This is a genomic window from Mycobacterium heidelbergense (assembly GCF_050205645.1).
GTDB lineage: Bacteria > Actinomycetota > Actinomycetes > Mycobacteriales > Mycobacteriaceae > Mycobacterium > Mycobacterium heidelbergense_A.
On sequence record NZ_JBNMQT010000008.1, the window covers coordinates 1 to 24,941 of the forward strand.

Genomic DNA, 24,941 nt, shown 5'->3' on the forward strand with positions numbered 1-24,941 from the left:
GTTCCAGCCGCCGGGGGGCGGCTGGGACGGCCCGCCGCCCCCCGGCGGCTGGAACCGCCCGTGGTACGGACCGCGCGACCGCGACGTGATCTACGCGCAGAGCGACTTCGGACCATTCGCCTACAACACCTTCACCGTCATCCCGGTCTTCAACTGGCAGTACGGTGGTTGGGGTTACTGGTTCTTCGGTGTTTGGGTCCCGCTGTACTGACGCCGAGCAACGCTACCGATCGGGGGCGCCCGTTATCGGCGCCCTCGGTCAGTAAACTTCGGCGCCCATGAGCGGACGCTTCGTCAAACTCGCTCGTGACGGCGGCGTGGTCATCATCGAGTTGATCAACTCGAAGCCGCTGAACATCATTGGCAGCAGCGCCATCTCGGAGCTGACCGACGCGTTCCGCGCCGTCGTCAAGGACGGTGACGTGCGGGTTGTGGTGTTGCGCGGAACGGGTGAGAAGGCGTTCATCGGCGGTGCCGACATCAACGAGATGGTCACCCTGGACCGCTCTAGCGCCGTGGCGTTCATCCGCCGGCTCGCGGACCTGTGCGAAGCGATCCGCGAATGCCCGGTCCCCGTCATCGCCCGGCTCGCGGGCTGGTGCCTCGGCGGCGGTTTGGAGGTCGCAATGTCGTGCGATCTGCGGATTGCAGAGGCGGGGGCCAAATTTGGAATGCCGGAAGTGGCGGTCGGAATCCCGTCGGTCATCCACTCGGCGTTGATGCCGAAGTTGATCGGGGCCTCGCACGCGGCGTGGCTACTGCTGACTGGCGAGACGATCGATGCCGACACGGCCGTCAGCTGGGGTCTGGTTCACGAGGTCACCGCCCCCGGCGAACTCGACGTCCGCATCGCCGAACTCACAAGGAAGCTAACAGGATTCGGACCACAGGCGGTGCGACAACAAAAGCACCTGCTCAACAGATGGTTGGACATGACGGTCTACGGGGCGGTCGAAGACAGCATCGAGCAGTTCGGCCTGGCATTCCTGACCGGCGAGCCGCAACACCACATGCGGCAATTTCTCTCGCGCAAGCGCGACAAGTAGCGCCATTGGGCGCGGGCGGTTACTTGCCGGTGCGCTCGCGATGCTTGCATCCCGGCCAGCAGCAGGGCCGGCGCATGCCTTCTTCCAACTCCTCCTGAGTTCGGCGGATGCGGCGCTCTCGGGTCTTCTCCTGCTTGGCATCCTCGACCCAGCAGATGAATTCGTTGCGCGCCAAGGGCGTGATGTCCTTCCACGCGGTAAGGGCCGTGGAGTTGGCGATCAGCGCCTGGCGCAGGTCCGCGGGCAGGTCGTGCACCACCCCACCGGGCACTCGCTGGCTGCTCACGGGGCCAGCCTAACTTGCTCGATGCCCGGGACTTGTCACGACGTCGCGAGACCATCAAACTGACTGATATGCGCGATCGCGAGACGATCGACTCCGAATTGCGGCTCCTCGCTGCTGCCCGCCGATCGATCCGCGAGCAGGGCCGGCAGCCGTCGCCCCGAGAGGCCGACGAACTTCTAGACGAGCTCCTGGCCCACGACGCGGGGACATCTCTCACCACGCCGGTGCAAGCCGATGTTGTGGCCGGCGCCGGGTCGCGGGGCGACAACGACCGCACCACGCCTCGCCGGCGTACGGATGTTCTGCGCCGACGCATGGGCCTTTTCGCGGCGTTGCCCCTATCGCTGATAGCCGTCGCCGCCGCGGTGGTGGTGATATCCACGGCCCACCACCAGGATTCATCGGTCCAGGCGCCGGAAACCCCGCCGTCGGCCGCGCCGCCCAAACCGGTTGCGCCGAAACCACCCCCTCCGCGCATTGACGTTGTCGACATGGCGTTCATCGGCGCGTTGAAGCAAGAAGGTGTACCCGTTCCCAGCCAGGAATACGTGATGACGCAAGGGCACGCGGTCTGCGACTTCCTGGCGCACCAACCCGACTTCGCACAGGCCGTCAGCTTCGTGCAGCGATCGTCGATATGGGATGCCAATCAAAGCGCGGTGTTCGCCACTGGCGCGATCGTTTCCTACTGCCCTCAGTACCAACTTGCAAGCACTGGCGACGCGCAGCAGACCCTGCAGAATGCTCTTTCTGGGATGCAAGCCATCCAAGGCGATTTGCAAGGCATTCAACGCGATCTGCACGGCATCGGAGATGGCCTGCCAGCCATCCCCGGCCCACCGTAGGAAACCGTTTTACGGCAGAACACGCCGTCGTGGACCCCCTGTCAGGATTGAACTGACGACCGCTCGCATACCAAGGCGCTCCTTCCGCGAACTTCCGCCCGACACGGCGACACGACCGTGCTGGCTCGCGCTTCCGCCGGCTCGAGTCGGCACGCCGTTCCGACGGCAACACTCCGTCGTAGAATCGTCCTGGCTCATCGAGCCGGCCCCGGCCGCGTTAGCTCAGTTGGTAGAGCGTCGCTCTTGTAAAGCGGATGTCGAGAGTTCGAGTCTCTCACGCGGCTCCATTCCTGTCGGCACTCAGGGATAGCGTCGTCTTATGTCGATGACCTGTCTCGGGTGCGGAGTCGATTTGGAAGGGCGTCGGCTAAAGGTGTTCTGCACCAATGCATGCCAACAGTCACACCGCCGACGCTTGCTCTTGGACGCCTGGCTCGACACCGGAGTCTGCGGTCGCACGTCCTACCAGGGCCACTACGTCCGGGACTAGCTCTATGAGCAGCAGGGCGGTTGTTGTGCGATCTGTGGAATCGAGGACAAGTGGAACGGCGTGACCCTGGCACTGATCGTCGACCACATCAATGGAGACGCAAGCAACAATCGTCGTGACAACATGCGACTCGTTTGTCCCAACTGTGACAGCCAGCTGCCGACGTACAAAGCAAGGAATCGCGGCAGCGGTCGCTACTACCGGCGACTGCGGTACGCCAACGGCCAGTCCTATTGAAGAGGCCGGTAAACGCCGGTCCAAGCCTATCCGGTCACTGCTCGCCGTCGATGACACGCTGCGAGCGCACCGCCCGCGACGATGAACGGGGCCGGCGGCCGGGCAGCGGGATGCGGTCGGCGATGTTGCTCAGCGGGTTGACCACCATGGTGAGCGCGATGACGGCGTCCTGCAGGGTGGCGATGGCCGGCTCCAGCGCTTCCATCCCCGGCGTCAGCCGGGCAAGGGTGTCGGCGACGTCGGCGAGCTGGTCCAGCGGGCCGTTCTTGGCGGTCAGTTTGTCGATCAGCCCACCCTCGGCGAGCAGCCGCTCGGCCAGCCCGTCCTCCGACAGCACCCGATCGATCAACCCCTCCTCGGCGAGCAGCTGGTCGGCCAGCCCACCCGGCTGAAGCGCGCGGTGCAGGCCGCCGCCCTCCGCGGTGAGGCGGTCGAGCAAACCGCCCTCGGAGGTCAGCAGGTCGACCACCCCACCCGGCCGCAGCAACCGGTCCATCGGCCCGTCGGGCGCCACGGCCCGTCCCAGCGGCGCGTCCTCGTCGAGCAGCTTGGCGAGCCGGTTGGCCCGGATGATCGCGTCGTCGATCCCCAGCATGGAAGTCACCGCGTTGGTGCCGGCGTCGCCACCGGCGTCCGACACCGCTCGCTTCGCCACACCAACGGCCGCCGTCGCGACGTTCAAGCTCGCCTCGGCGGTGGCAAGCCCGACTCGCGCAGGAGCGGTCGCAAGGGAAACAATGCTTCTGGCGAGATTCATTCTCCGAGTCTATTCACGACATACCCCCATAAGCCGAGACGAGTCCAAGCCGATGCGATGATTCCTGGCAGACTACTGGCAGACTATTAGCAACGAGCTTTCAGGAACTACACAATGACTACCAAGGCAACGTTCAAGCAAGGGACGGAAATAACCCCATGGATGTGACCTCATGACGGGGCCCAGCCCCACCGAAACCAAACCGGAGGCCCGCGTCCTCGTGGTCGACGACGAGGACAACATCGTCGAACTTCTCTCGGTGAGCCTCAAGTTCCAAGGATTCGAGGTCTACACGGCGACCAACGGGGCCCAAGCCCTGGATCGCGCCCGGGACGCCCGCCCGGATGCGGTGATCCTCGACGTGATGATGCCCGGCATGGACGGCTTCGGGGTGCTGCGCCGGCTCCGCGCCGACGGCATCGACGCCCCCGCGCTATTCCTGACGGCACGCGATTCCCTGCAGGACAAGATCGCGGGCCTGACCCTGGGCGGCGACGACTACGTGACGAAACCCTTCAGTCTGGAGGAAGTCGTCGCCCGGCTGCGGGTCATCCTGCGTCGTGCCGGCAAGGGCGGCGCCGAACCCCGCAGCGCCCGCTTGACTTTCGCCGATATCGAACTCGACGAAGAGACCCACGAGGTGTGGAAGGCCGGCGAGCCCGTGTCGCTGTCACCCACCGAGTTCACGCTGCTTCGCTACTTCGTGATCAACGCGGGCACGGTGCTGAGCAAACCGAAGATCCTCGACCACGTCTGGCGCTACGACTTCGGCGGCGACGTCAACGTCGTCGAGTCCTACGTGTCGTATCTGCGCCGCAAGATCGACACCGGCGAGAAGCGGCTGCTGCACACGTTGCGCGGCGTGGGCTATGTGCTTCGGGAGCCGCGCTGAGCATGCGCACGGAAAGGCACCGAGCGGTTCGACGCGGGGTACCCCTCCGGGTGGGCCTGGTCGCGGCGACCCTGCTGTTGGTGGGCTGCGGTCTGGTGGCGTCCGGGATCGCGGTCACGTCGATCCTTCGTCATAGCCTGATCAGCCGGATCGACCAGACACTGCTCGACGCATCCCGCGGCTGGGCCCAGGCACCGCGGCGGCAATCCGCGCCGCCGTACGAGGGTCCGGACCCGGGCCGCCCACCGTCGAAGTTCTACGTGCGCGGCGTCGGCATCGACGGCACCCCGTTCACGGCCATCAACGATCGCAACGCCGAACCGGCGCTCCCGCCCGACAACAACGTGGGACCCAATCCCACGACACTGCCCTCGGTCAATGGCTCCGATATCCAGTGGCGCGCGGTGTCGGTGCGCGGGCCGCACGGCTTGATCACTGTCGCGATCGACCTGTCCGATGTCCAGCACACCCTGCGATCGCTGGTCTTGTTGCAGATCGGCATCGGGGCGGCGGTGCTGGTGGTGGTCGGGGTCGCGAGCTTCGTGGTGGTGCACCGCAGCCTGCGACCGCTGTACGAAGTCGAGCACACCGCCGCCGCGATCGCGGCGGGGCAGCGGGACCTCCTGGTTCCAGAACGGGACCCACGAACCGAGGTGGGTCGACTTTCGTTGGCGCTCAACGGAATGCTGACCCAGATTCAGCAGGCGCTGGCGTCTTCGGAGTCGTCGGCCGAGAAGGCCCGCGGTTCGGAGGAGCGGATGCGACGGTTCATCACCGACGCCAGCCACGAACTGCGCACGCCGCTGACCACCATTCGCGGCTTCGCCGAACTGTATCGGCAGGGCGCCGCGCGTGACGTTGCCATGCTGCTGTCGCGCATCGAAAGCGAAGCCAGCCGGATGGGCTTGCTCGTGGACGACCTGCTCCTGCTGGCGCGGTTGGACGTGCAACGGCCGCTGGAGCACCACCAGGTCGACTTGCTGGCGCTGGCCAGCGATGCCGTGCACGACGCGCAGGCGATCGACCCCACGCGCAGCATCACGATGGAAGTCTTCGACGGTCCCGGCATCCCCGAGGTGCTCGGAGACGAGCCCCGGATGAGGCAGGTGCTGAGCAACCTGGTTGCGAATGCGCTGCAGCACACCCCGGCGAGCGCCGACGTCGTCGTTCGTGTCGGCACGGAAGGCGACGACGTGGTGCTCGAGGTGGCCGACACGGGTCCCGGGATGAGCCAGCAGGACGCGTCGCGGGTGTTCGAGCGGTTCTATCGCACCGACTCGTCGCGGGCCCGGGCCAGCGGCGGCACCGGGCTGGGGTTGTCGATCGTCGACTCGCTGGTGAACGCGCACGGCGGCGACGTCACCGTCACCACCGCGCCCGGGGAGGGTTGCTGCTTCCGCGTCAGGCTGCCGCGCAGCAGCGACGTGCCCACGCGCGTTTGAGCTTTAAGCCAGTTGCTCCAGCGCCGCCTTGATCCTGGCCTGGGCCTGGTCGAGGGATTCCGGCGACGGGTTGCGGTCGACGTTGGCGAAGCCGAAATCGCTCAGGCTGCGGGTGGGGAAGACATGGACGTGCAGATGCGGCACTTCCAGCCCCGCGATGATGACCCCGGCACGCTCCGTCCTGAACGCCTTGCATACCGCCTTGCCGATCAGCTGACTCACCGCCATGACGCGTGAGAACGCCGCGTTGTCGACGTCTTGCCACTGATCGATCTCCTCGCGCGGCACCACCAGGGTGTGCCCCTGTGTCATCGGCTCGATCGTCAGGAACGCGACGACGTCGTCGTCCTCGTACACGAAGCGGCCGGGCAGTTCACGGTTGATGATCTTGCTGAAGATCGACGCCATGGGCACAGCATAGGTACCGATGATTTTGGCCGGTCCCGATGGTCAGTCCTGCAAAGACCAACAAGGAGATTTCGCCATGTCACAGGTGCGCGTGCACAACTTTTCGGTTTCCCTCGACGGCTTCGGTACGGGCATTGGACAGAGCATGGATGCGCCGTTCGGACACGCCGGCGGGCGGTTGCACGAGTGGTTTTTCGGCACGCGCACGTTCCGCGCGATGCACGGCGAGTCGGGCGGGAGTACCGGTATCGACGACGCCCTGGCCAGCCAGTGGGCGCCCGGCATTGGCGCCGAAATCATGGGTCGCCACAAGTTCGGGCCGCAGCGCGGCCCGTGGACCGGCCTAGGGGCCTCTGACGAATGGAAGGGCTGGTGGGGCGCCAACCCGCCATTCCATACCCCCGTCTTTGTGCTCACCCACCACCCCCGGCCGTCGATCGAGATGGAAGGCGGCACCGCTTTCCATTTCATCGATGCCAATCCCGTTGAGGCCCTTCGAATCGCCCGAAAGGCCGCCGGGGACAGGGACATTCGCCTCGGCGGAGGTCCGTCGAGCATCCGACAATTCCTCGCCGCCGACCTCGTCGACCACCTACACATCGTGGTGGTGCCGATCATCCTGGGGCGCGGCGAGCCGTTGTGGCAGGGACTCGAGGGCCTCGAAGAGCGATTCGCCGTGGAATCGGTCAGCAGCTCCAGCGGCGTCACGCATCTGATCTTTACCCGCCGCTAGGAGTGGCGCGGGCTGCCAGCGCGTCGGCAAGCGTCCAGACCGCCAGGCCCAGTAGCGCGACGTCTTTGATGAGGAATCCGCCGTCCGTCGACAGCAGGGGGAAGCCTCCGGCGGCGGCGTCGAACACGTCGGGTGTGGTGAACAAGAAGCTGATGGTGGCGACGAAAAGGCCGATCGCCATCACGCTGCCCACAATCGAGGCGCGGGGCGAGAAAGGTTTGAGCGAAAGCAACAGTGCCGCAGCGAGTTCGAATATTCCCAGCAGGGTTGAGAACGTGCGGACCGAGAACACGGCATAGAGCCAACTCATGAAGGGGCTATGCGCGATGAGCGGTTGAATTCCCTGCGCCTCGTAGTTCGTGAATTTCATGACACCGAACCAGGCGATCACGATGACCAACCCGTAGCGCGCGAGCGCACTGCCCAGCCGCATCGTGGAGTCGGCGGAGTTTTGAGTGGAAACGTTGTACCGCAGGTTCATTGAGCACATCCTTCGTTGCGGGTCATTCGATAGCGGGTTACTGGTCCCAAGGCGCCGCGTATGCAGGCGATGGAGGTCATGCCGAGGCGTTCGATCACCGCGGCCGACGCGACGTTGCCGCCGTCGACCTCGGCGAAAACCTCCGCTAAACCCAATTCGCCTAGCGCGTAAGCGATCACGCCGCCGGCCGCCTCGGTTGCGTAGCCGTTGCCCCAGTTGTCGGGGGTCAGGCTATAGAAGACTTCCAGACCCAGGTCCTCCAACGGCCGCAACCCAACCGCACCGACGGGTGGACAATTGGCTTCGAGCCGAATGACCCACAGCCCGTAACCGGCGGACGCGAAGCCGCGAACGCTTTCCATGATGGTCGCCACTATCTCGTCCGGGACTGCGGGTGTTGCGTCGAACAAGAACCGGCGAATCATCGGATCGCTCCAATGGGCGATCAAGAAGTCGGCGTCGTCCGCCGATACCGGACGCAGCGTAAGCCGTTGCAGTTCAAGCACGTCCGTCACATCCTGCTTTCCGCCGGCGCGGCGAAGGCGGTGCGCCGCGACCTCGCCAGGCCGGCGAGCATCAGCACGCAGTAGCTGTAGGGCAGCACCATGAGCGGCTGCCCCGTCGCAGCAAAGAAGCGGGTGGCCATGATCGCGTCGTGGAGACCGACCCATACAAAAGAAAAGGCAAGGAACCACCACGCCCAGCGCTGTCCGTCGCGCAGCCCGAACCGCGCAACGACAATCACGGCGACCGCGCCGGCCACGATGTTGACCCCGCCGACCGAGCCGCTCAATTGCGTCCACGCCGGGGCATCGAGGCCGGCGCGCGAAAGATCCGAGTAGGAGAAGTCGAGGGTGCCTAACCCTGTCCACCACGGAGAATTCGTGCGCGCCGCCACACCGATCCACGTGGTCAGGAGCGTGGTCAGTCCGGCCGCGAGGGGAACGAAGCCGGCGGCGAAATTCAGCTTCCAGCCCGGCACAGTGGGCTGGCTCGTGGATGGTTGCATGCTGATTGGTGTGTGCGGGATGGTCCGGCGTTACAGAGGCTGACGCCAGGCGATGTAACGATCGGGCCCCTCCGGCTAACCAACTCCAGAGCTAGCGTTAGGTCGCGATGACTGTGGAAGACGAGTCGGGGCTGATCGCGGCGCTGCGCGAAGGCGACGAGGCCGCATTCGCCCAGCTTGTCGATCAGTACACCCCGGCGATGCTGCGGGTGGCGCGCGGTTATGCGCCGACACACCAGATCGCCGAGGAGGTGGTCCAGGAAACCTGGATCGCGTTGTTGAAAGGAATTTCGAGATTTGAAGGCCGATCCTCGTTACGCACTTGGCTTTTCGCCGTGGTAATCAATATCGCCAAGCAGCGGGGCTTGAGGGAACGCCGCGATGCCGACGCGGAGATCGCCGCATATACCGGTGGTACCGTCGATCCCGCGCGATTCCGTGGTGCCGATGACCCGATGTGGCCGGGTCATTGGAAAGAACGTCAAGAGCCCGCCGCGTTCCCCGACACCCCGGAGGGATCGGTCCTCGCCGACGAATTGGTCGCGGTCGCGCGACGCGAACTCGACAAGCTACCGGAACGTCAGCGCATGGTCGTGTCGCTGCGCGACATGCTCGGATTCGACTCGAGCGAGGTGTGCGAAATGCTCAATATCAGCGTGGCCAACCAGAGGGTGCTGCTGCACCGCGGCAGGGCCGCCGTCCGGCAAACACTCGAGAACTACCTGGTGGACCCGTCATGAGCGCGCGGCCGATGGACTGCAACGAGCTGGTCGAGCTTGTCACCGCTTATCTGGACGACGCGCTGGACGAGCAGACCCGCGCCCGTTTCGTCGACCACCTGCAAGCGTGTGACGGCTGCGACAACTATCTTCAGCAATTCCGCGCGACGGTGGCGACCCTCGGCAAGATTCCCGACGAGGAAATCGACCCCGCGTTTCGTGCCCGACTGCTCAGCGCATTTCGCCACTGGAAATAGAAAAAGGCCAGCATACGGGCGCCGAGATTGCCGCCATGGCTGTGGTCGCCGTCCAATTCGCGACCATGACGGCAATTTCGGCGCGTGAAGCAGCGCCTCTACTCCTCCTTGCCGAACTTCATGACGTCGAGGTTCCAGTACCCGCGCATGTTGGTGATCAGCCCCGCGTCGTTGACCTTGTAGGTGAACACCCCGCGCACCTCGCTGGTGAAGCCGCCCTCAAACTTGCTGTGCAGCACCAGGATATGAGCGACTTCGTCGGGCGAGCTGGACGGGAAGGTTTCCTCGCAGGTGATCGTCAGCTGGTTGGCCGCGATGTTGTTGTCGAAGAAGGCGCCGACGGCTTCCTTGCCCTTTACCCCGTCGCCCTCGGGGTTGGTCACGGACTTGCCGATGGGGTCCTCGATGACGACGTCGTCGGCCATCAGCGCCAGCCAGCCCTCCCGGTCGTGGGCCTGCACGCACCGCCACGACGAGTGCGACGCGGTTAGTGCCGGCGACTGGGCGGTTTGGGTCATGGTGTTCTCCTGTCTTTAGATTGCGCACGCCGCGCGTGCGCCCTCCTCGGTGGCTTTGCGGATGAGGCCGAGGCCGCTGCAGTCGCCGGCTGCGTGCACGTCGGCGCCGGGCATGGCGGCGACCAGGCGGTCGAACAAGGTGGTGTCGGGCTCGACCGTCCCGGCCAGCACGACGCTGTCCGCGGGCAGTTGTCGTCGGGTGCCACCGGCGGGTGTGAACACCACGGCGGTGGTCGTGATTCGTTCGACGGCCGCCCGGACGTGGACGGTGACGCCGAGTCGGTCCAGACGATCCATGTGTTCGGTCTTGCGCTTGTTGCCCACTTCGGGAGCGATGTCCTTGCCGGCCTCGAGCACCGAGACCAGCCGGCCCCGGCTCGCGAGAAATTCGGCCAGCTCCAGGGCCACCAGATCACCGCCGACGATGGCCACCCGCCGCCCGACGGGCATCCACGCCCGGCTGGCGAGGCGAACCGCCGTGGGCCGCACCAGCCGCTGCCGCCAGCCGGCGAACAGCTGGCCATCGAGGAATGCACGTAACCCGGGACCGGTGCGGACGTGCGGCAGATCGGCTCCCGGTATCGCCGGGACGGCGACATGACCGCCGGTGGCCACGATCACCGCTTCAGGCGCCTGCGCGACGACCTCCTCGGCCGAAACAATATGGCGCAGGACGACTTTCGTTGTACTCGACTTGACCTCGTCGCGCAGGTAGTGCAGGAAAGGCTGGTTCTCCGGGTGCAGCACCGACGCCCACCGCAGGGCGCCGCCCAGTTGGCCGCCGCGTTCGAAAAGCTGGACGCGATGGCCCCGTTCGGCGGCCACCCGGGCGGCCTCGAGCCCCGCGGGCCCGCCGCCGATCACTACTACGCGCTTGGCGCGAGTGGTGCGGGGCCCCGCCAATTCACGCTCCTTGCCGGTGCGGGGATTGACGGCGCAGTCGACGGAGAAGCGTTGTTCCATTGAGTCGATGCAGTTTTCGCAGGAGATGCACTTGCGAATGCGGTGCGCCTGCCCGGACCGCAGCTTGCGTGGCAGCTCGGGGTCGGCGAGCAGCGGGCGGCCCATCGCGATGAAATCCGCGCGCTCCTCGGCCAGGATCTGTTCGGCCCGGTCCGGGTCGTGGATCCGGCCGACGGCGATCACCGGCACGTCGACGGCCTGCTTGACCGCCGCGGCGGCGCCGACGTTGACCGCGTCGCCGTCGTCCGCACCGTTGACCATGCCGGTGACCAGCCGGTCGATCACGCCGCCGCTGACGTGAAACGCGTCCACGCCGGCGGCCACCAGCTCGGGTGCCACGCGTGCGGTTTCGTAGATCGGCCGTCCTCCGGCCACCCGTTCGTAGCCGGAGATCCGCAACGTGATGGGCAGCGCGTCGCCGACCTCGGAGCGAATCGCCGCCAGTGCGTCCAGCACTACCCGCACCCTGCCGCGCGTCGAGTCGCCCCGGTAGTCATCGGTGCGTCGATTGCGTTGCGGGGCAAGGAAAGAGCCCAGCAGCATGTAGCCGTGCGCGGCGTGCAGCTCGATCCCGTCGTATCCCGCCTCGGCGGCGCGGCGCACCGCGGCCTTGAACAGGTCGAACACCTCGCAGAGCTGAGCCTTGCTGATCTCTGTCGACGGGCGGCCGGTCAGATAGGACGGGATCACCGAGGGTCCCACGGACGGGACGCCGAAGATCTCCGGGCCCAGGCCGTCGGGGCCGGCGTGCACGATCTGGGGCTGGATCTTGGCGCCGTGTTCGTGCACCGCCTCGACCAGCGCACGATGGGCGTCGACCGCATCGTCGGTGGCCAGATGGAGGCCGCCCGGAGTCTCGGGGTGGCGATGGTCGACTCCCGTGGCGCCCAACGTGATCAACCCGACGCCACCGCGAGCTCGGGCGGCGAAATAGTCGCGGGTGCGCTGCGACGGCAACCCGTCGGGGGTGCCGTACATCGTCTCCATCGGAGACATCACCAACCGGTTGCGCACCGTCATGGCACCGATTCGCCCGGGCGCCAACAGATGCGGAAAGCCGGCGGTCACCGGCAAGCCGATGGTCGCCTACCGATCGGCGTCCGTGTAGCGGATGACGCCGCGAATGTTCTTGCCGTCCAGCATGTCCTGGTAGCCGTCGTTGATCTGCTCTAGCCGGTACTGGCGGGTGATCATGTCGTCCAGGTTGAGCTTGCCGGCCTTGTACATCGACAGCAGCTGCGGAATGTCGTATTGCGGGTTCCCGCCGCCGAAGATGGTGCCCTGCAGGTTCTTCTGCATCAGCGTCAGCATCGCCAGGTTCAGCGTCACGTTGGTGTCCAGCAGGCTGCCGATCGCGGTCAGCACGCAGGTACCACCCTTTTGGGTGAGGTTCAGGTAGGCGTCGACGTCCGCGCCCTGCAGCTCACCGACCGTGACCACGACCTTGTGGGCCATCAGACCGTAGGTGACCTCGGCCATGCCCATCAGCGCGGCGTTGATGTCGGGGTAGACGTGCGTGGCGCCGAACTTCAGCGCCTGATCGCGCTTCCACTCCACCGGGTCGATCGCGAAGATGTAGCGCGCGCCGGCGTTGACGGCACCCTGCAGCGCGGCCATGCCGACGCCACCGACGCCGACGATGGCGACGTCCTGGCCCGGCCGGATGTCGGCGGTGCGGACCGCCGAACCGTAGCCGGTGGTGACGCCGCAACCCACCAGGGCGGCCACCTCGAAGGGCACCGACGGGTCGATCTTCACCACCGAGCTGCGGTGCACGACCATGTACGGCGAGAAGGTGCCCAGCAGCGTCATGGGGTAGACGTTCTGGCCACGGGACTGGATGCGGAAGGTGCCGTCGGACACCGCCGCCCCGCCGAGCAGCCCGGCGCCCAGGTCACACAGGTTGCGCATGCCGGCCTGACAGGTCGCACACTGTCCGCACGACGGGATGAACGACAGCACCACGTGGTCTCCCGGGGCGATGTCCTCCACGCCCGGCCCAACCTCGGTGACAATGCCCGCGCCTTCGTGCCCGCCGAGCACCGGGAAGCCCGCCATCGGGATGCCGCCGGTGACCAGGTGATGGTCGGAGTGGCACATGCCCGCCGCTTCCATCTGGATCTTGACCTCGTGCGCTTGTGGGTCGCCGATCTCGATCTCTTCGATGGACCACGGCTGGTTGAATTCCCAGATCAGTGCGCCTTTTGTCTTCACGTTGGACCTGACCCCATTTCGCCTTTGAATTGAGACTGCCCGACCCATCTTGCCTGGCAGCGGTGGTGACGGGTGCCACAGGGCACTCCTGTCGCGTCAGCATAGCGCGTGCAACAAATCAAATGCTTGGTTGGGTGGGCGGGACCCGGGTTCACCAGATGGGGACGGGCGCCTGCCCGAGCGGGTAGTAGCCGGGGAGCTTCTCGCCCGCGATGCTGCGCTCGATCCGCTTCTGCATTCCGGCGGACAGGTCGCCGGACTCGATGAGCTTCGCGAACATCTTCGCGACGTGACCGAAGTCGAAGAAGTCGCGCTGCCACTCGATGAGCCCCTCGCCGTTGAGGCGGAACCAGCTGCCGCCGATGCCGTAGATCTCGTCCTGGGTGCCGTCGGCCTTGTTGACGATCTGCTTCCAGAAGCCGACGATCTCGCCCTGCTTCTCGTCGATGAGCACCTTCTGGTACTCGTAGACCCAGTTCTCCAGGCCCTCCATCTCCAGGCCGAGTGCGACGTCGCGGATTTCGTCGACGCCCACACACATCACGTCTTCTTTCGGGCCGATGTTCCAGCCATAGGTCGCGTCCTTGGTGTAGAAATCCGCCAGCGGCTTCCAGTCACCGGCCTTTTCGCAGTCCTTGTTGGCCTGCAGCCAGCGGTCAACCCATGCCTCGAGGTCTGCGCGAGAATGTGACACCTGTGAATTCATGGGTCCTAGTCTTCTTTCACTTTGATGAATAGTGCTCGGGTTGGGCACATTTCGACCGCCCGCTCGACTTCGTCGCGGGCTTCCTCGGGCGGCTCGGCGTCGATGATCTCGACCTTGCCCCGCTTGGGCACCCGGAAGTAGTCGGGCGCTTCCAGTTCGCACATCGCGTGGCCCTGGCACAAATCCAAGTCGGCTTCGACTCGGTAACCCATCATTACCTTCTTATTTCCTGACGCGGTAGCGCACTTTGGCGGGCCGGGCCAGCTGCACCACCATCTTGGAGTGGTCGTTGCGATAGCTTTCCGGCGGTTGTGCCATCTCGAATTCGTACTCGCGCAACAGAACCGAGAAGATCGCTTTGATCTGCATGGTCGCAAACGCCGCGCCGACGCAACGGTGCCGGCCGGCGCCGAACGGAATCCACGTCCACCGGTTGGCCAGGTCGGCCTGCTCGGGCTTGTTGTATCGGTCCGGGTTGAAGCCGTCCGGATCGGGGAAGTCTTCGGGGATTCGGTTCGAGATGGCGGGGGATGCGGCGACGTAGTCGCCGTCGCGGATCGGGAAGCCCTCGACCTCGAAATCGCCTTTGGCCACCCGCATCAGGATGATCAGCGGCGGGTGCAGGCGCAGGGTCTCCTTGACCACGTTGTCCAGCTTCGGAATCTGGCGCAGCGCATGGAAACTCACCTCCTGCCCGTCGGCGTAGAGCTCCTCCAGCTCGGCCAGCACTTCGGCGTAGACGTCGGTGTGGCGGATCAGCTCGATCAGCGTCCACGCCGACGTTCCGGAACTGGTGTGGTGCCCGGCGAACATCAGCGAGATGAACATGCCGGTCACCTCGTCTGCGGAGAACCGGGGGTTGCCGTCGTCGTCCCTGATCGACACCAGCACGTCGAGCATGTCGCGGTCGCTCTTGTCCTCGGGCGGGTTGGCGAGCCGCTGGTTCATGATCTCCTGGACCAGCGCGACGAGCTTGACCCGCGCCTCGTCGCGGCGTCGGAAACTCTCGATCGGCAGATACGGGTCGACGTAGCACAGCGGGTCCGTGCCGCGCTCGAGCTCGTGGTAGTACTCCGCGAACCGCGAGTCCAACTGGTTGCGGAATTTCACGCCGATCAGGCACGCGGTCGAGGTGTAGATGGTCAACTCGGAGAAGAAGTCGAGGAGTTCGATCTCGCCCTCGTCGCCCCAGTCCGCGATCATCCCCTTGACTTGGGCTTCGATGGTGGCCGCGTGGCCCTTCATCTGTTCGCCGCGCAGCGCCGAGTTGTGCAGCATCTCCTTGCGCCGCTCCGGGCTGGCGTCGAACACGACGCCCTTGCCGAAGATCGGTGCCATGAACGGATACGCCGCTGCCTGGTCGAGATCCTCGTCGGCGGAACGGAAGAAGAACTCGTTGGCGCCCGCGCCGGACAGCAGGATGACGCGCTTGTCGGCCAACTGGAATTCGCCGACGTCTCCGCATTCGTCACGCGTGCGCTGCATCAGGCCGATCGGATCGGTGCGGAACTCCTCCAGATGACCGTGTTCGTCTTCGCCGCCGGAAACCCTCGGCACGATGGCGGTTGTCATACGCTCACTCCTCCTCGCCGCGCGTACCGCGCGCCGCATCGTCGATTCGCGAAGTCATGACGGCATCCCCTCCTCGCCGAGCGCGAGCTTCTGACGATCTTTTTTGTCGGCCAACGGGGCCTCGGGCTGAAGCTCCATGTTCGCGATGAAGCCGCCACGCGGTGTCTCGGCGACGAACGTGATGGCTCGTCCCAGGTCGGCCGCTCTGAGGAAATAGTCGTGGCGCGCCTGGCCCCACTTGGCCCAATCCTCCAGTGCGGGGCCGATTTTCTCGGCCGGCAGGCTCCAGCCCATCCCTGTCTTGGTGGGACCCGGGTGCACGATCGAGGCCCGCACGCCGGTGCCCTCCAGCTCCATCTGGAAGTTGGTGACCATCGCGACGAGCGCCGCCTTGGCCGCGCCGTAGGCCCCCATGTGCGGCCGCTGGCGCAGGGCCACGTCGGAGCCGACGAAAATCAGGTCGCCGCGCTGCCGGTCGAGCATGCCGGGCAGCACCGCGGTTGCCAGTCGGTTGGCGCCGACGAGGTGGATCTGCACCTGCGACTCGAACTCGTCTGTGCTGATCTCGGCGAGCTTGCCAAAATAGGTATCGCCCGCGCCGGCTACCAGCACCTCGATCTCTCCGAGCGCGTCGACTGACTGTGCGACAAAGGATTTCACCGAGTTCGGGTCGGTGACGTCGAGGTGGAATCCGACGGCTTCGCCCCCTTCGGCGTTGATCTTGCCGACGATGTCGTCGAGCTTCTCGACCCGGCGGGCGCCAAGGGCGACCGGAAAGCCATGCGCAGCGAGTTCGATGGCGGTGGCCTCGCCGATGCCGGAGGAGGCGCCGGCCACGATCGCCGGTCGACGCTCGGGCAAGGGATCAAAGCGGGGCATTCAGCGGACCTCCACGGTCATGGGTAGGTGAGCGAATCCGCGGACATTGCTGGAGTGGACGCGGACGGCGTTGGCCTCGTCAACCTGATATCCGCGGATTCGCTTGAACAGCTCGGTCAGTGCCACGCGGGCTTCCATCCTGGCCAGATGGGCGCCCAGGCAGAAGTGCGCGCCGCTGCCGAAACTCATGAGCTTGGAACCGATGTCGCGCCCGATGACGTAGTCGTCGGGGTTGTCGAACACCCGCTCGTCGCGGTGGGCCGACCCCGGCAGCAACAGCAGAACGTCGCCCTCGGGGATCGTGGTGTCGTAGAGGGTGAGCTCACCGGACACGGTGCGCGCCAAGATCTGGCTGGACGTGTCATAGCGCAGCGTCTCCTCCACCCACAGCGGGACCCGAGACAGGTCGGCGTAGACGGGTGCCAGCTGATCGGGATTCTTGTAACCCCAAAACGCCGCATTGGCAAGCAGTTTCGTGGTGGTCTCGTTGCCGGCGATCACCATCAGGAACATGAACCCGAGGATTTCCTCGTCGGTGAGCCGGTCGCCGTCGATCTCGGCGGCCAACAGCGCTGACGTCAGGTCCTCGGTCGGCCGCTTGCGCCGCTCGGCGATCATCTGCTGGTAGTAGACGATGAGGTTGATCGACGCCTCGATCGCCGAAGCCGGCACGTCGTTGACGCCGTCCTCGCGATGCATCACGCCGTCGGCCATCGCGCGGATGCGGTCGCGGTCGGCCAGCCGCACGCCCATCAGTTCGGAGATGACGTCCATCGGCAGCTTGCCGGCGAATTCCGCGACATAATCCACGGTTCCCGAGCCCGCCTTCTCCAGCATGGCCTCGAGGTGCTGCACCGCGAGCTCGGTGACGCGTGGCTCGAGTTCCCGGATCCGGCGTGGCGTAAAGCCTTTCGACACCAGCGTGCGCAGACGCAGATGCGCGGGATCATCCATCGCCAAGAACGACATCGTCTTCGACGCGTGCGGTCCGCGCGAGACCGGGTCCAGCGATACGCCCTCGCGATTGGAAAGCGTTGTGCTGTTCCGGAACCCGTGCAGCACGTCTTGGTGCCGGGACAATGCCCAGAACTTCAGGTCCTCGTTGCGGTACAAGGGCGCGTCGTCGCGCAGCCGCTTGTAATACGGGTACGGATCCTCATGGAAGTCGTAGTCGTAGGGATCGAGGACCAACTCGTGGTCTCCAACGTGCACCGTCATTTGGTAGTTGACTCCTGGCTCGTCTCGCTGGCGCCGGCCAGGATGAGGCGCACCACATAGGTCAGCCGGTCGGCGATCTCGTGATAGGTGAATTCGCCGCTACCCGCCTGCACGAGCGCACCGAAGAAGGCCATCTGCAGCGCCGACACGGTGGTGGGGTTGGCGCCGGGCCCGATCGCGGTGGAAATGCGGCGGTGAATTTCCGCGCCGATGCGGTCGCGCGCGGCGCTGACCGCGGGATCGGCACCGCCGCCGAGCAACGCCGTGGTGCACGCCGCGCTGACCTCGGGCTCGTCGGCGACGACGAGGGCCAGATGCCGCAGCGCCTTGTCCACCCGGGCTGGCATGGGGTCGTTGACGTCGGTGAAGTACGGGACCTGGCGGACGAGGTCGAGGTAGACCTCGGCGATCAGGTGATTCTTCGACGAGAAGTAGGTGTAGGCGGTGGCGGGGGCGACCTTGGCGCGGGCGGCCACCGCGCGCACCGTCAGGTCGGCGTACGACTTCTCCCGCAGGGTCTCGATGCCGGCGGCGAGCACCTTGCGGAACGTCTCCTGCTGGCGCCGGTTGCGCGGCGCCTGACCGGTCTGGTGCTCGGCTTGGGATGTGATCGTAACCAGGGCATCGCTGGACACATGTCCAAACTATCGGATAGGCGGGAGGCGAGGCAAGCCCGTTCGGTAAATATCCAGCGTAACGCGTACTTATTGCGGGCGTCGGAGGGTGAGACGAGATCGGCCCTTGCACCGCGGACGACCTGAAGACTATGGTGCGATGGGACCATATCGGACAACTGTCCACTCGGATGGCTTCGTGGATTCGCCCTTCGAATCGCCACAGACGGGAGCGGGAGATGGCCCTGTTGGCCGACGGCGTGAGCGCGCTGTTCATCGACGGCAAGATGTCGACCGGAAACGCGGGTACTTTTCCGACCATCAATCCGGCGACCGAGGAGGTGCTCGGCGTCGCCGCCGATGCCGACGCCGACGACATGGGCCGCGCGATCGACGCCGCCCGGCATGCCTTCGACGAGACGGACTGGTCGCGCAACACCGAATTGCGGGTGCGGTGTGTTCGGCAGCTGCGAGACGCGATGCAGCAGCACCTCGAAGAACTGCGCGAGATCACCATCGCCGAAGTGGGCGCGCCGCGCATGCTGACCGCGATCGCTCAGCTCGAAGTCCCGGTCAACGACCTCGCTTTCGCGGCCGATACCGCCGAATCCTACGAATACAGCCAGGATCTCGGCGAGGCCTCACCGATGGGTATCCCCACCCGGCGCACCATAGCCCGCGAGGCCGTCGGCGTCGTCGGCGCCATCACCCCGTGGAACTTCCCGCACCAGATCAACCTCGCCAAGATCGGTCCCGCGCTGGCCGCCGGAAACACCGTCGTCTTGAAGCCCGCCCCCGATACACCCTGGTGCGCCGCCGTGCTGGGGGAGCTCATCGCCGAGCACACCGACTTTCCGCCCGGCGTGATCAACATCGTCACGTCCAGCGACCACAGCGTGGGTGCGTTGTTGGCCAAAGACCCTCGGGTGGACATGGTTTCGTTCACCGGATCGACCGCCACCGGCCGCAGCGTGATGGCAGACGGCGCGGCGACCATCAAGAAGGTGTTCCTCGAGCTGGGCGGCAAGTCGGCGTTCATCGTGCTCGACGACGCCGACCTGAACGCCGCGGTGGGCGTGGCGGGGTTCTCGGTCTGCATGCATGCCGGGCAGGGATGCGCCATCACCACCCGGTTGGTGGTCCCGCGGGCGCGGTACGACGAAGCTGTCGCGGCAGCGGCCGCGACGATGGGCGGTATCAAGCCCGGCGACCCCACCGATCCCGGAACCATTTGCGGCCCACTGATTTCGGCTCGGCAGCGCGATCGGGTGCAGGGCTACCTCGATTCGGCGATCGCCGAGGGCGGAACGTTCGCATGCGGGGGAGGCCGGCCGGCCGACCGAGACGTCGGTTTCTTCATCGAGCCCACCCTGATCGCGGGGTTGGGCAACGACGCGCGCTGCGCGCGCGAGGAGATTTTCGGACCCGTCCTGACGGTGATTCCGCACGACGGAGACGACGATGCCGTACGTATCGCCAACGACTCGCCCTACGGATTGTCGGGCAGCGTGTACGGCGCCGATCCGGAGAGGGCGGCGCGGGTCGCCGCGCGGGTCCGCGCGGGCACGATCAATGTCAACGGCGGCGTGTGGTACTCCGCCGACGCGCCGTTCGGCGGATACAAGCAGTCCGGCAACGGCCGGGAGATGGGGCTTGCCGGCTTCGAGGAATACCTGGAAGTCAAAACCATTGCGACAGCGGTCCAGTGAACGTCCGAGAGGAAAAGATGCGGTTCGAAAACAAGGTCGCCATCGTCACCGGATCGGGCGGCGGCATCGGCCAGGCCTACGCCGAGGCGCTGGCCCGTGAGGGCGCCGCGGTAGTCGTGGCGGACATCAACGCGGACGCGGCCGAGGGGGTGGCCAAGCAGATCGCCGCCGACGGCGGGACGGCGCTGGCCGTTCCGGTCGACGTCTCCGATCCGGACTCGGCCAAAGCGATGGCCGATCGCACGCTGGCCGAGTTCGGCGGCATCGACTACCTCGTCAACAACGCGGCGATCTTCGGCGGCATGAAGCTGGACTTCTTGCTCACCATCGACCCCGAGTACTACAAGAAGTTCATGGGCGTCAACCTCGATGGCGCGCTGTGGTGCACGCGAGCGGTGTACAAGAAGATGTCCAAGCGCGGCGGCGGTGCGATCGTCAACCAGTCGTCCACGGCCGCGTGGCTGTACGCGAATTACTACGGCCTGGCCAAGGTCGGCGTCAACGGTTTGACCCAGCAGCTCTCCCGGGAACTGGGCGGCCGGAACATCCGGATCAACGCGATCGCGCCCGGGCCTATCGACACCGAGGCCAACCGGACCACCACGCCCAAGGAGATGGTCGACGACATCGTCAAGGGTCTTCCGTTGTCGCGCATGGGAACTCCCGACGATCTGATCGGCATGTGCCTGTTCCTGCTGTCGGACGAGGCCTCGTGGATCACTGGGCAGATCTTCAACGTCGACGGCGGGCAGATAATACGGTCATGACAGATCTCAAGCTGGGCTACATCGGCCTGGGAAACATGGGCGCACCGATGGCCACGAAGATGACCGAATGGCCCGGCGGAGTAACGGTTTACGACATCCGGACCGAGGCGATGACGCCACTGGCCGAAAAGGGCGCCACCCTGGCCGACAGCGTGGCAGATATCGCCGCCGCGGACATCATCCATATCACCGTGCTCAACGATGCCCAGGTGCGAGAGGTCGTCGCCGAGCTGGCCGCCAACGCGAAGGCGGGCACGGTCATCGCGATCCACTCGACCATCAGCGACACCACCGCCATCGAGCTGGCGGCCGAGCACAAACCGCAAGGCATCCACATCGTCGACGCGCCGGTGAGCGGCGGGGCGGCCGCCGCGGCCAAGGGCGAGCTCGCCACCATGGTGGGCGCCGAACGTGAGGTATACGAGCGCATCAAGCCGGCATTCAAACACTGGGCGGCGATGGTCATTCACGCCGGTGAACCCGGCGCGGGGACACGAATGAAACTGGCCCGCAACATGTTGACGTTCACCTCTTACGCCGCGGCTTGCGAAGCGATGAAGCTGGCCGAGGCGGCCGGGCTCGATCTACAAGCCCTCGGTCGGGTGGTGCGCCATACCGACCAGCTGACCGGCGGGGCCGGGGCGATCATGGTCCGCGATGATATGAAAGACCTTGAGCCGGACCACTTTCTGTATCAGCCGTTCTTGCACGCCCGCGGTCTGGGGGAGAAGGATCTGAGTCTGGCGTTGGCCTTGGGTGAAGCCGTATCGGTCGAGCTACCGCTCGCAGAGTTGGCCTTCAAGGGGCTGGCGGCCGGCCTCGGAGTACCGCACACACAGGAAGAAACGTAAATGGACGAACTGCGCCGTAAGGGCCTCGAGAAAATGAACGAGGTCTACGGCTGGGAGATGCCCAACATCGAGGGCGACGCGTACTTCGACCTGACCGTCGATCACCTGTTCGGCACTATATGGTCCCGACCGGGATTGTCGATGCGCGACAAGCGCATCATGACGCTGACGGCGGTGACCGCCGTGGGAAATCGCGACCTGGCCGAGATCCAAATCAACGCCGCACTGCTCAACGGGGAGCTCAGCGAGACCGAGCTCAAGGAGATGGCCGTCTTCCTCACCCACTATCTCGGATTCCCACTGGGGTCGGCGCTCAACGGCGCCGTCGACACCGTGGTGGCCAAGCGCAAGAAGGCCGCGGCAAAGGGCGCCGGGGAGGACAAGAAGGCCAACGTCGACAACGCCGTGAAGATGCACAGGGGCAATACCGGCGACTAGCCGGCCCGCTAGAGTGACGTTTCGTGCGCGTCCTGGTGGTCGGTTCCGGTGCCCGTGAACATGCCCTGCTGCTCGCCCTCGGCAGGGACCCCCAGGTCACCGGGCTGGCCATCGCCCCCGGCAACGCTGGCACCGCCCGGCTCGCCGAGCAGCGCGATGTGGACGTCACCTCCGGCGAAGAAGTCGTCGCCCTGGCTCGCGAGGTACGGGCCGACCTGGTGGTCATCGGTCCCGAGGTACCGCTGGTGCTTGGGGTCGCCGACGCCGTCCGCGAGGCCGGCATCGTCTGCTTCGGCCCCGGTAAGGACGCCGCCCGCATCGAAGGCTCCAAGGCGTTCGCCAAGGAGGTCATGGCGGCCGCCGGTGTGCGCACCGCTGATAGCGAAATCGTCGACAGCCCAGCCCTTTTGGACGCCGCCCTGGACCGGTTCGGCCCGCCCGCCGGCGACCCGAACTGGGTGGTGAAGGACGACCATCTGGCCGCCGGCAAGGGTGTGGTGGTGACGCCGGATCGCGACGCCGCGCGCGCGCATGCCGCCACGCTGCTCGAGGCCGGTCACCCGGTTCTGCTGGAGTCCTACTTGGACGGCCCCGAGGTGTCGCTGTTCTGCGTCGTCGACGGCCCGACCGTGGTGCCGTTGCTGCCGGCACAGGACTTCAAGCGGGTGGGCGAGGGCGATACCGGGCCCAACACCGGCGGCATGGGCGCCTACGCGCCGCTGCCCTGGCTGCCCGACAAGCTGCACCGAGAAATCGTCAGCCAGATCGTCGAACCTGTTGCCGCCGAACTGGTTCGGCGCGAAAGCCCTTTCTCCGGATTGCTCTACGTCGGCCTGGCGATCACCGCGAAAGGGCCCGCGGTCGTCGAATTCAATTGTCGTTTCGGCGATCCCGAGACGCAGGCCGTGCTGGCCCTCCTGGAATCGCCGCTCGGCCAGCTGCTCTACGCCGCGGGCACCGGCACGCTGGCCGACTTCGGTGAGCTGCGCTGGCGGGACGGCGCCGCGGTGACCGTCGTGCTGGCGGCCGAAAACTATCCCGGGCGGCCGCGGGTCGGAGACGTCGTCGTCGGCTCCGAAGCCGAGGGGGTGCTGCATGCCGGAACGACCCGGCGCGACGACGGCGCGATCGTCTCGTCGGGCGGGCGGGTGCTGTCGGTGGTGGGCACCGGTGCCGACCTGACCGCGGCCCGCAGCAGGGCATACGAAATCCTCGGCTCAATTCGGTTGCCCGGCAGTCATTTCCGAAACGATATCGGTCTAGCGGCCGCAGAGGGCAAGATCAGCATCTAGTTTCAAAAACCAGTCGCTTGCCCGTCCCGGCGTGGATCGCTCGCCGCGAAATATCCGCCGTCGAGGCACCAAATCGCTTGGCAGCTACCGAATTGGCTGTAGTCGTCGACGGCCACCAGGTCATGCCCGCGCCGCCGCAGCTCATCGAGCGTCGGGGGTGGGAAACCCCGTTCGCAGCTGACCGCTACCCCGTCTACCCAACGGAAGCGGGGGCCGTCACACGCCGCCTGCGGGTTCTGGCCGTGGTCGGCGATCCGCACGATCACCTGCACGTGGCCCTGGGGTTGCATGGGGCCGCCCATCACCCCAAAGCTCATCACGGGGTCTCCAGCCTTGGTGACAAAACCCGGGATGATCGTGTGGTACGGGCGCTTGTTCGGGCCCACCTGGTTCGGATGGCCCTGCACCGCAGCGAAATCCGCGCCCCGATTCTGCAGCGAAATCCCGGTGCCCGGCACCACCACACCGGAGCCGAAGCCCATGTAGTTGGACTGGATCATCGATACCATCATGCCCGCGGCGTCGGCGGCGGTCAGATACACGGTGCCGCCCGCCGGGGCGCCGGCGGACGCCGGTTTGGCCTGGCCGTGGTCGATCAGCGCCGCCCGTTTCCGCAGATATTCCTTGTCCAGCAAGCGTTGTGCGGGAAACGGCATGTGGTCAGCGTCGGCGACGTAGGCCTGCGCGTCGACGAAAGCCAGTTTCACCGCTTCGATCTGAAGGTGCACGCTGTCGGCGGAATCGGCCGGCAGCGAAGCCATGTCGAAGTGCTCCAGGATTCCCAGCGCGATCAGGGCCACGATGCCCTGCCCGTTAGGCGGTATCTCGTGGACGGTGTATCCGCGATAGGTGGTGTCGATCGTGCCCACCCAGTCGGCGCGGTGAGCGGCGAGGTCGTCGGCCCGCATCGCGCCGCCGTGGGCCACCGCATGCGACTCGAGTTTGTCCGCCAGCTCCCCACGATAGAACGCCTCACCGCCGGTTGCCGCGATCTTCTCGAGAGTGGCCGCATGGTCGGAAAACCTAAACCGCTCACCGGCTTTCGGCGCGCGCCCGCCGGGCATGAACGCCTCGGCGAACCCGGGCTGCTCCTTGAAGAGCGGGACCTGAGCCGCCCATTGCTCCGCAACCGTCGGCGAGACAAGGAAGCCGTCGCGGCCATAGGTGATCGCGGGCTCGAACAGCTTGTCGAACGGGAGCTTTCCGAACTTGGCGTGCAGTTCGGTCCACGCCGACACCGCTCCCGGTACGGTCACCGAATTCCAGCCGAGCGCGGGAACGGCGTTGCCGCCGAAGTACTCTGGTGTCCACGCCGCGGGTGAGCGACCCGAAGCGTTCAGTCCGTGCAGTCGATTGCCATCCCAGACGATGGCGAACGCGTCCGAGCCGATGCCGTTCGACACCGGCTCCACGATGGTCAGGGTGATGGCCGTCGCGACCGCGGCGTCCACCGCGTTGCCGCCCTGGGCCAGCATCCGAAGACCCGCCTGCGCGGCGAGCGGTTGCGACGTGCACACCACGTTGGCGGCCAGAAGGGGTTTGCGCGGCCAGGCGTAGGGGAAGCTCCAACCGAACGGTGCGGTCACGCTCGCGAGCGT

At 66.0% G+C, this 24,941-nt stretch carries 28 protein-coding genes, 1 tRNA gene and 2 pseudogenes; 15 read left to right on the forward strand and 16 right to left on the reverse strand.

Translation table 11 applies throughout. The features are described from left to right. A pseudogene (locus ACQI5H_RS10690) lies at positions 1–211 on the forward strand (MAP_0585 family protein); the annotation flags it as partial. A 67-nt stretch (positions 212–278) separates the two neighbouring features. Continuing rightward, positions 279–1,046: an enoyl-CoA hydratase gene (locus ACQI5H_RS10695; RefSeq protein WP_427079366.1), complete on the forward strand. Its 768-nt coding sequence runs from the start codon at positions 279–281 to the stop codon at positions 1,044–1,046. Positions 1,047–1,065: 19 nt separating this feature from the next. Here the strand turns inward: ACQI5H_RS10695 and ACQI5H_RS10700 are convergent, their stop codons facing one another. Beyond that, the gene (locus tag ACQI5H_RS10700; protein WP_427079367.1) at positions 1,066–1,332 is read right to left on the reverse strand and encodes a YdeI/OmpD-associated family protein; all 267 of its coding nucleotides are present in this window, start codon (positions 1,330–1,332) and stop codon (positions 1,066–1,068) included. 68 nt (positions 1,333–1,400) lie between these two features. On the opposite strand from ACQI5H_RS10700, the gene ACQI5H_RS10705 reads away from it, so the two are divergent. The 3 genes and pseudogenes from ACQI5H_RS10705 (at position 1,401) to ACQI5H_RS10715 (ending at position 2,904) form a co-directional block, all read left to right on the forward strand. Continuing rightward, positions 1,401–2,177, forward strand: coding sequence for a DUF732 domain-containing protein (locus ACQI5H_RS10705; protein WP_427079368.1), 777 nt, complete (start codon positions 1,401–1,403; stop codon positions 2,175–2,177). Positions 2,178–2,388: 211 nt separating this feature from the next. Beyond that, positions 2,389–2,464 (forward strand) — tRNA-Thr (locus ACQI5H_RS10710). Positions 2,465–2,496: 32 nt separating this feature from the next. Continuing rightward, positions 2,497–2,904: pseudogene (locus tag ACQI5H_RS10715) on the forward strand (HNH endonuclease signature motif containing protein). A 34-nt stretch (positions 2,905–2,938) separates the two neighbouring features. Here ACQI5H_RS10715 and ACQI5H_RS10720 read toward each other — a convergent pair. Further along, positions 2,939–3,661: a hypothetical protein gene (locus tag ACQI5H_RS10720; protein ID WP_076122690.1), complete on the reverse strand. Its 723-nt coding sequence runs from the start codon at positions 3,659–3,661 to the stop codon at positions 2,939–2,941. A 172-nt stretch (positions 3,662–3,833) separates the two neighbouring features. On the opposite strand from ACQI5H_RS10720, the gene ACQI5H_RS10725 reads away from it, so the two are divergent. Next, positions 3,834–4,553 carry a response regulator transcription factor gene (locus ACQI5H_RS10725; protein ID WP_427079369.1) on the forward strand — a complete coding sequence of 240 codons (720 nt, stop codon included), beginning with the start codon at positions 3,834–3,836 and terminating at the stop codon, positions 4,551–4,553. A 2-nt stretch (positions 4,554–4,555) separates the two neighbouring features. Beyond that, positions 4,556–5,995: a sensor histidine kinase gene (locus ACQI5H_RS10730; protein WP_427079370.1), complete on the forward strand. Its 1,440-nt coding sequence runs from the start codon at positions 4,556–4,558 to the stop codon at positions 5,993–5,995. A gap of 3 nt (positions 5,996–5,998) precedes the next feature. On the opposite strand, the gene ACQI5H_RS10735 is transcribed toward ACQI5H_RS10730, so the two are convergent. Then, a complete protein-coding gene (locus tag ACQI5H_RS10735; RefSeq protein ID WP_427079371.1) occupies positions 5,999–6,403 on the reverse strand; it encodes an HIT family protein in 405 nt (134 codons plus the stop codon). A gap of 76 nt (positions 6,404–6,479) precedes the next feature. On the opposite strand from ACQI5H_RS10735, the gene ACQI5H_RS10740 reads away from it, so the two are divergent. Beyond that, positions 6,480–7,136 carry a dihydrofolate reductase family protein gene (locus ACQI5H_RS10740; RefSeq protein WP_427079372.1) on the forward strand — a complete coding sequence of 219 codons (657 nt, stop codon included), beginning with the start codon at positions 6,480–6,482 and terminating at the stop codon, positions 7,134–7,136. Here the strand turns inward: ACQI5H_RS10740 and ACQI5H_RS10745 are convergent. The 3 genes from ACQI5H_RS10745 to ACQI5H_RS10755 are packed head-to-tail and all read right to left on the reverse strand — an operon-like array spanning position 7,123 to position 8,626. Continuing rightward, positions 7,123–7,617: a YkgB family protein gene (locus ACQI5H_RS10745; protein ID WP_427079373.1), complete on the reverse strand. Its 495-nt coding sequence runs from the start codon at positions 7,615–7,617 to the stop codon at positions 7,123–7,125. The two genes, ACQI5H_RS10740 and ACQI5H_RS10745, sit on opposite strands and share 14 nt — an antisense overlap. Then, positions 7,614–8,132 (reverse strand): GNAT family N-acetyltransferase, encoded by a 519-nt coding sequence (locus ACQI5H_RS10750; RefSeq protein WP_427079374.1) that lies wholly within the window; start codon positions 8,130–8,132, stop codon positions 7,614–7,616. Before ACQI5H_RS10750 ends, ACQI5H_RS10745 begins: the two co-directional genes overlap by 4 nt. Continuing rightward, positions 8,129–8,626 (reverse strand): hypothetical protein, encoded by a 498-nt coding sequence (locus ACQI5H_RS10755; protein ID WP_427079375.1) that lies wholly within the window; start codon positions 8,624–8,626, stop codon positions 8,129–8,131. The genes ACQI5H_RS10750 and ACQI5H_RS10755 overlap by 4 nt, the downstream gene beginning before the upstream one ends. A gap of 107 nt (positions 8,627–8,733) precedes the next feature. On the opposite strand from ACQI5H_RS10755, the gene ACQI5H_RS10760 reads away from it, so the two are divergent. Together ACQI5H_RS10760 and ACQI5H_RS10765 are read left to right on the forward strand one after the other, a co-directional pair. After that, positions 8,734–9,366, forward strand: a complete 633-nt coding sequence (locus tag ACQI5H_RS10760) for an RNA polymerase sigma factor (protein ID WP_427079376.1) — start codon at positions 8,734–8,736, stop codon at positions 9,364–9,366. Then, positions 9,363–9,602, forward strand: coding sequence for an anti-sigma factor family protein (locus ACQI5H_RS10765; RefSeq protein WP_427079377.1), 240 nt, complete (start codon positions 9,363–9,365; stop codon positions 9,600–9,602). Before ACQI5H_RS10760 ends, ACQI5H_RS10765 begins: the two co-directional genes overlap by 4 nt. A gap of 98 nt (positions 9,603–9,700) precedes the next feature. Here ACQI5H_RS10765 and ACQI5H_RS10770 read toward each other — a convergent pair whose 3' ends face one another. From ACQI5H_RS10770 to ACQI5H_RS10810, 9 genes are all read right to left on the reverse strand, one after another. After that, the gene (locus ACQI5H_RS10770; RefSeq protein WP_427079378.1) at positions 9,701–10,120 is read right to left on the reverse strand and encodes a ketosteroid isomerase family protein; all 420 of its coding nucleotides are present in this window, start codon (positions 10,118–10,120) and stop codon (positions 9,701–9,703) included. Positions 10,121–10,135: 15 nt separating this feature from the next. Beyond that, complete coding sequence (locus tag ACQI5H_RS10775; RefSeq protein ID WP_427079379.1) at positions 10,136–12,151, reverse strand: FAD-dependent oxidoreductase; 2,016 nt, start codon at positions 12,149–12,151, stop codon at positions 10,136–10,138. A gap of 18 nt (positions 12,152–12,169) precedes the next feature. Next, on the reverse strand, positions 12,170–13,297 hold the full coding sequence (locus ACQI5H_RS10780) for an NDMA-dependent alcohol dehydrogenase (RefSeq protein WP_427079380.1): 1,128 nt from the start codon (positions 13,295–13,297) through the stop codon (positions 12,170–12,172). A 151-nt stretch (positions 13,298–13,448) separates the two neighbouring features. Continuing rightward, complete coding sequence (locus ACQI5H_RS10785) at positions 13,449–14,003, reverse strand: nuclear transport factor 2 family protein (protein ID WP_427079381.1); 555 nt, start codon at positions 14,001–14,003, stop codon at positions 13,449–13,451. A 5-nt stretch (positions 14,004–14,008) separates the two neighbouring features. After that, on the reverse strand, positions 14,009–14,215 hold the full coding sequence (locus ACQI5H_RS10790; RefSeq protein WP_427079382.1) for a ferredoxin: 207 nt from the start codon (positions 14,213–14,215) through the stop codon (positions 14,009–14,011). Between the two features lie 10 nt (positions 14,216–14,225). Then, a complete protein-coding gene (locus tag ACQI5H_RS10795) occupies positions 14,226–15,575 on the reverse strand; it encodes a cytochrome P450 (protein WP_427079383.1) in 1,350 nt (449 codons plus the stop codon). A gap of 54 nt (positions 15,576–15,629) precedes the next feature. Beyond that, positions 15,630–16,454, reverse strand: a complete 825-nt coding sequence (locus tag ACQI5H_RS10800) for an SDR family oxidoreductase (RefSeq protein ID WP_427079384.1) — start codon at positions 16,452–16,454, stop codon at positions 15,630–15,632. Then, the gene (locus ACQI5H_RS10805; protein ID WP_427079385.1) at positions 16,455–17,672 is read right to left on the reverse strand and encodes a cytochrome P450; all 1,218 of its coding nucleotides are present in this window, start codon (positions 17,670–17,672) and stop codon (positions 16,455–16,457) included. It lies immediately after the preceding gene. Next, positions 17,669–18,307 (reverse strand): TetR family transcriptional regulator, encoded by a 639-nt coding sequence (locus tag ACQI5H_RS10810; RefSeq protein WP_427079386.1) that lies wholly within the window; start codon positions 18,305–18,307, stop codon positions 17,669–17,671. Before ACQI5H_RS10810 ends, ACQI5H_RS10805 begins: the two co-directional genes overlap by 4 nt. A 218-nt stretch (positions 18,308–18,525) precedes the next feature. Here ACQI5H_RS10810 and ACQI5H_RS10815 point away from each other — a divergent pair, with 218 nt between their 5' ends. From ACQI5H_RS10815 to purD, 5 genes are read left to right on the forward strand one after another with little or no spacing between them, the layout of a single operon-like run. Continuing rightward, positions 18,526–19,995 (forward strand): aldehyde dehydrogenase, encoded by a 1,470-nt coding sequence (locus tag ACQI5H_RS10815; RefSeq protein ID WP_427079387.1) that lies wholly within the window; start codon positions 18,526–18,528, stop codon positions 19,993–19,995. A gap of 17 nt (positions 19,996–20,012) precedes the next feature. Continuing rightward, positions 20,013–20,762, forward strand: coding sequence for an SDR family oxidoreductase (locus ACQI5H_RS10820; protein WP_427079388.1), 750 nt, complete (start codon positions 20,013–20,015; stop codon positions 20,760–20,762). Next, a complete protein-coding gene (locus ACQI5H_RS10825; protein WP_427079389.1) occupies positions 20,759–21,613 on the forward strand; it encodes an NAD(P)-dependent oxidoreductase in 855 nt (284 codons plus the stop codon). Before ACQI5H_RS10820 ends, ACQI5H_RS10825 begins: the two co-directional genes overlap by 4 nt. Beyond that, complete coding sequence (locus ACQI5H_RS10830; RefSeq protein WP_076064283.1) at positions 21,614–22,051, forward strand: carboxymuconolactone decarboxylase family protein; 438 nt, start codon at positions 21,614–21,616, stop codon at positions 22,049–22,051. It abuts the gene before it with no gap. Between the two features lie 23 nt (positions 22,052–22,074). Continuing rightward, entirely contained in the window at positions 22,075–23,343 is a 1,269-nt protein-coding gene (gene purD / locus ACQI5H_RS10835) for a phosphoribosylamine--glycine ligase (protein ID WP_427079390.1), read from the forward strand. A gap of 2 nt (positions 23,344–23,345) precedes the next feature. On the opposite strand, the gene ACQI5H_RS10840 is transcribed toward purD, so the two are convergent. Continuing rightward, positions 23,346–24,929, reverse strand: coding sequence for a gamma-glutamyltransferase family protein (locus ACQI5H_RS10840; protein ID WP_427079391.1), 1,584 nt, complete (start codon positions 24,927–24,929; stop codon positions 23,346–23,348). Positions 24,930–24,941: the final 12 nt, after the last annotated feature.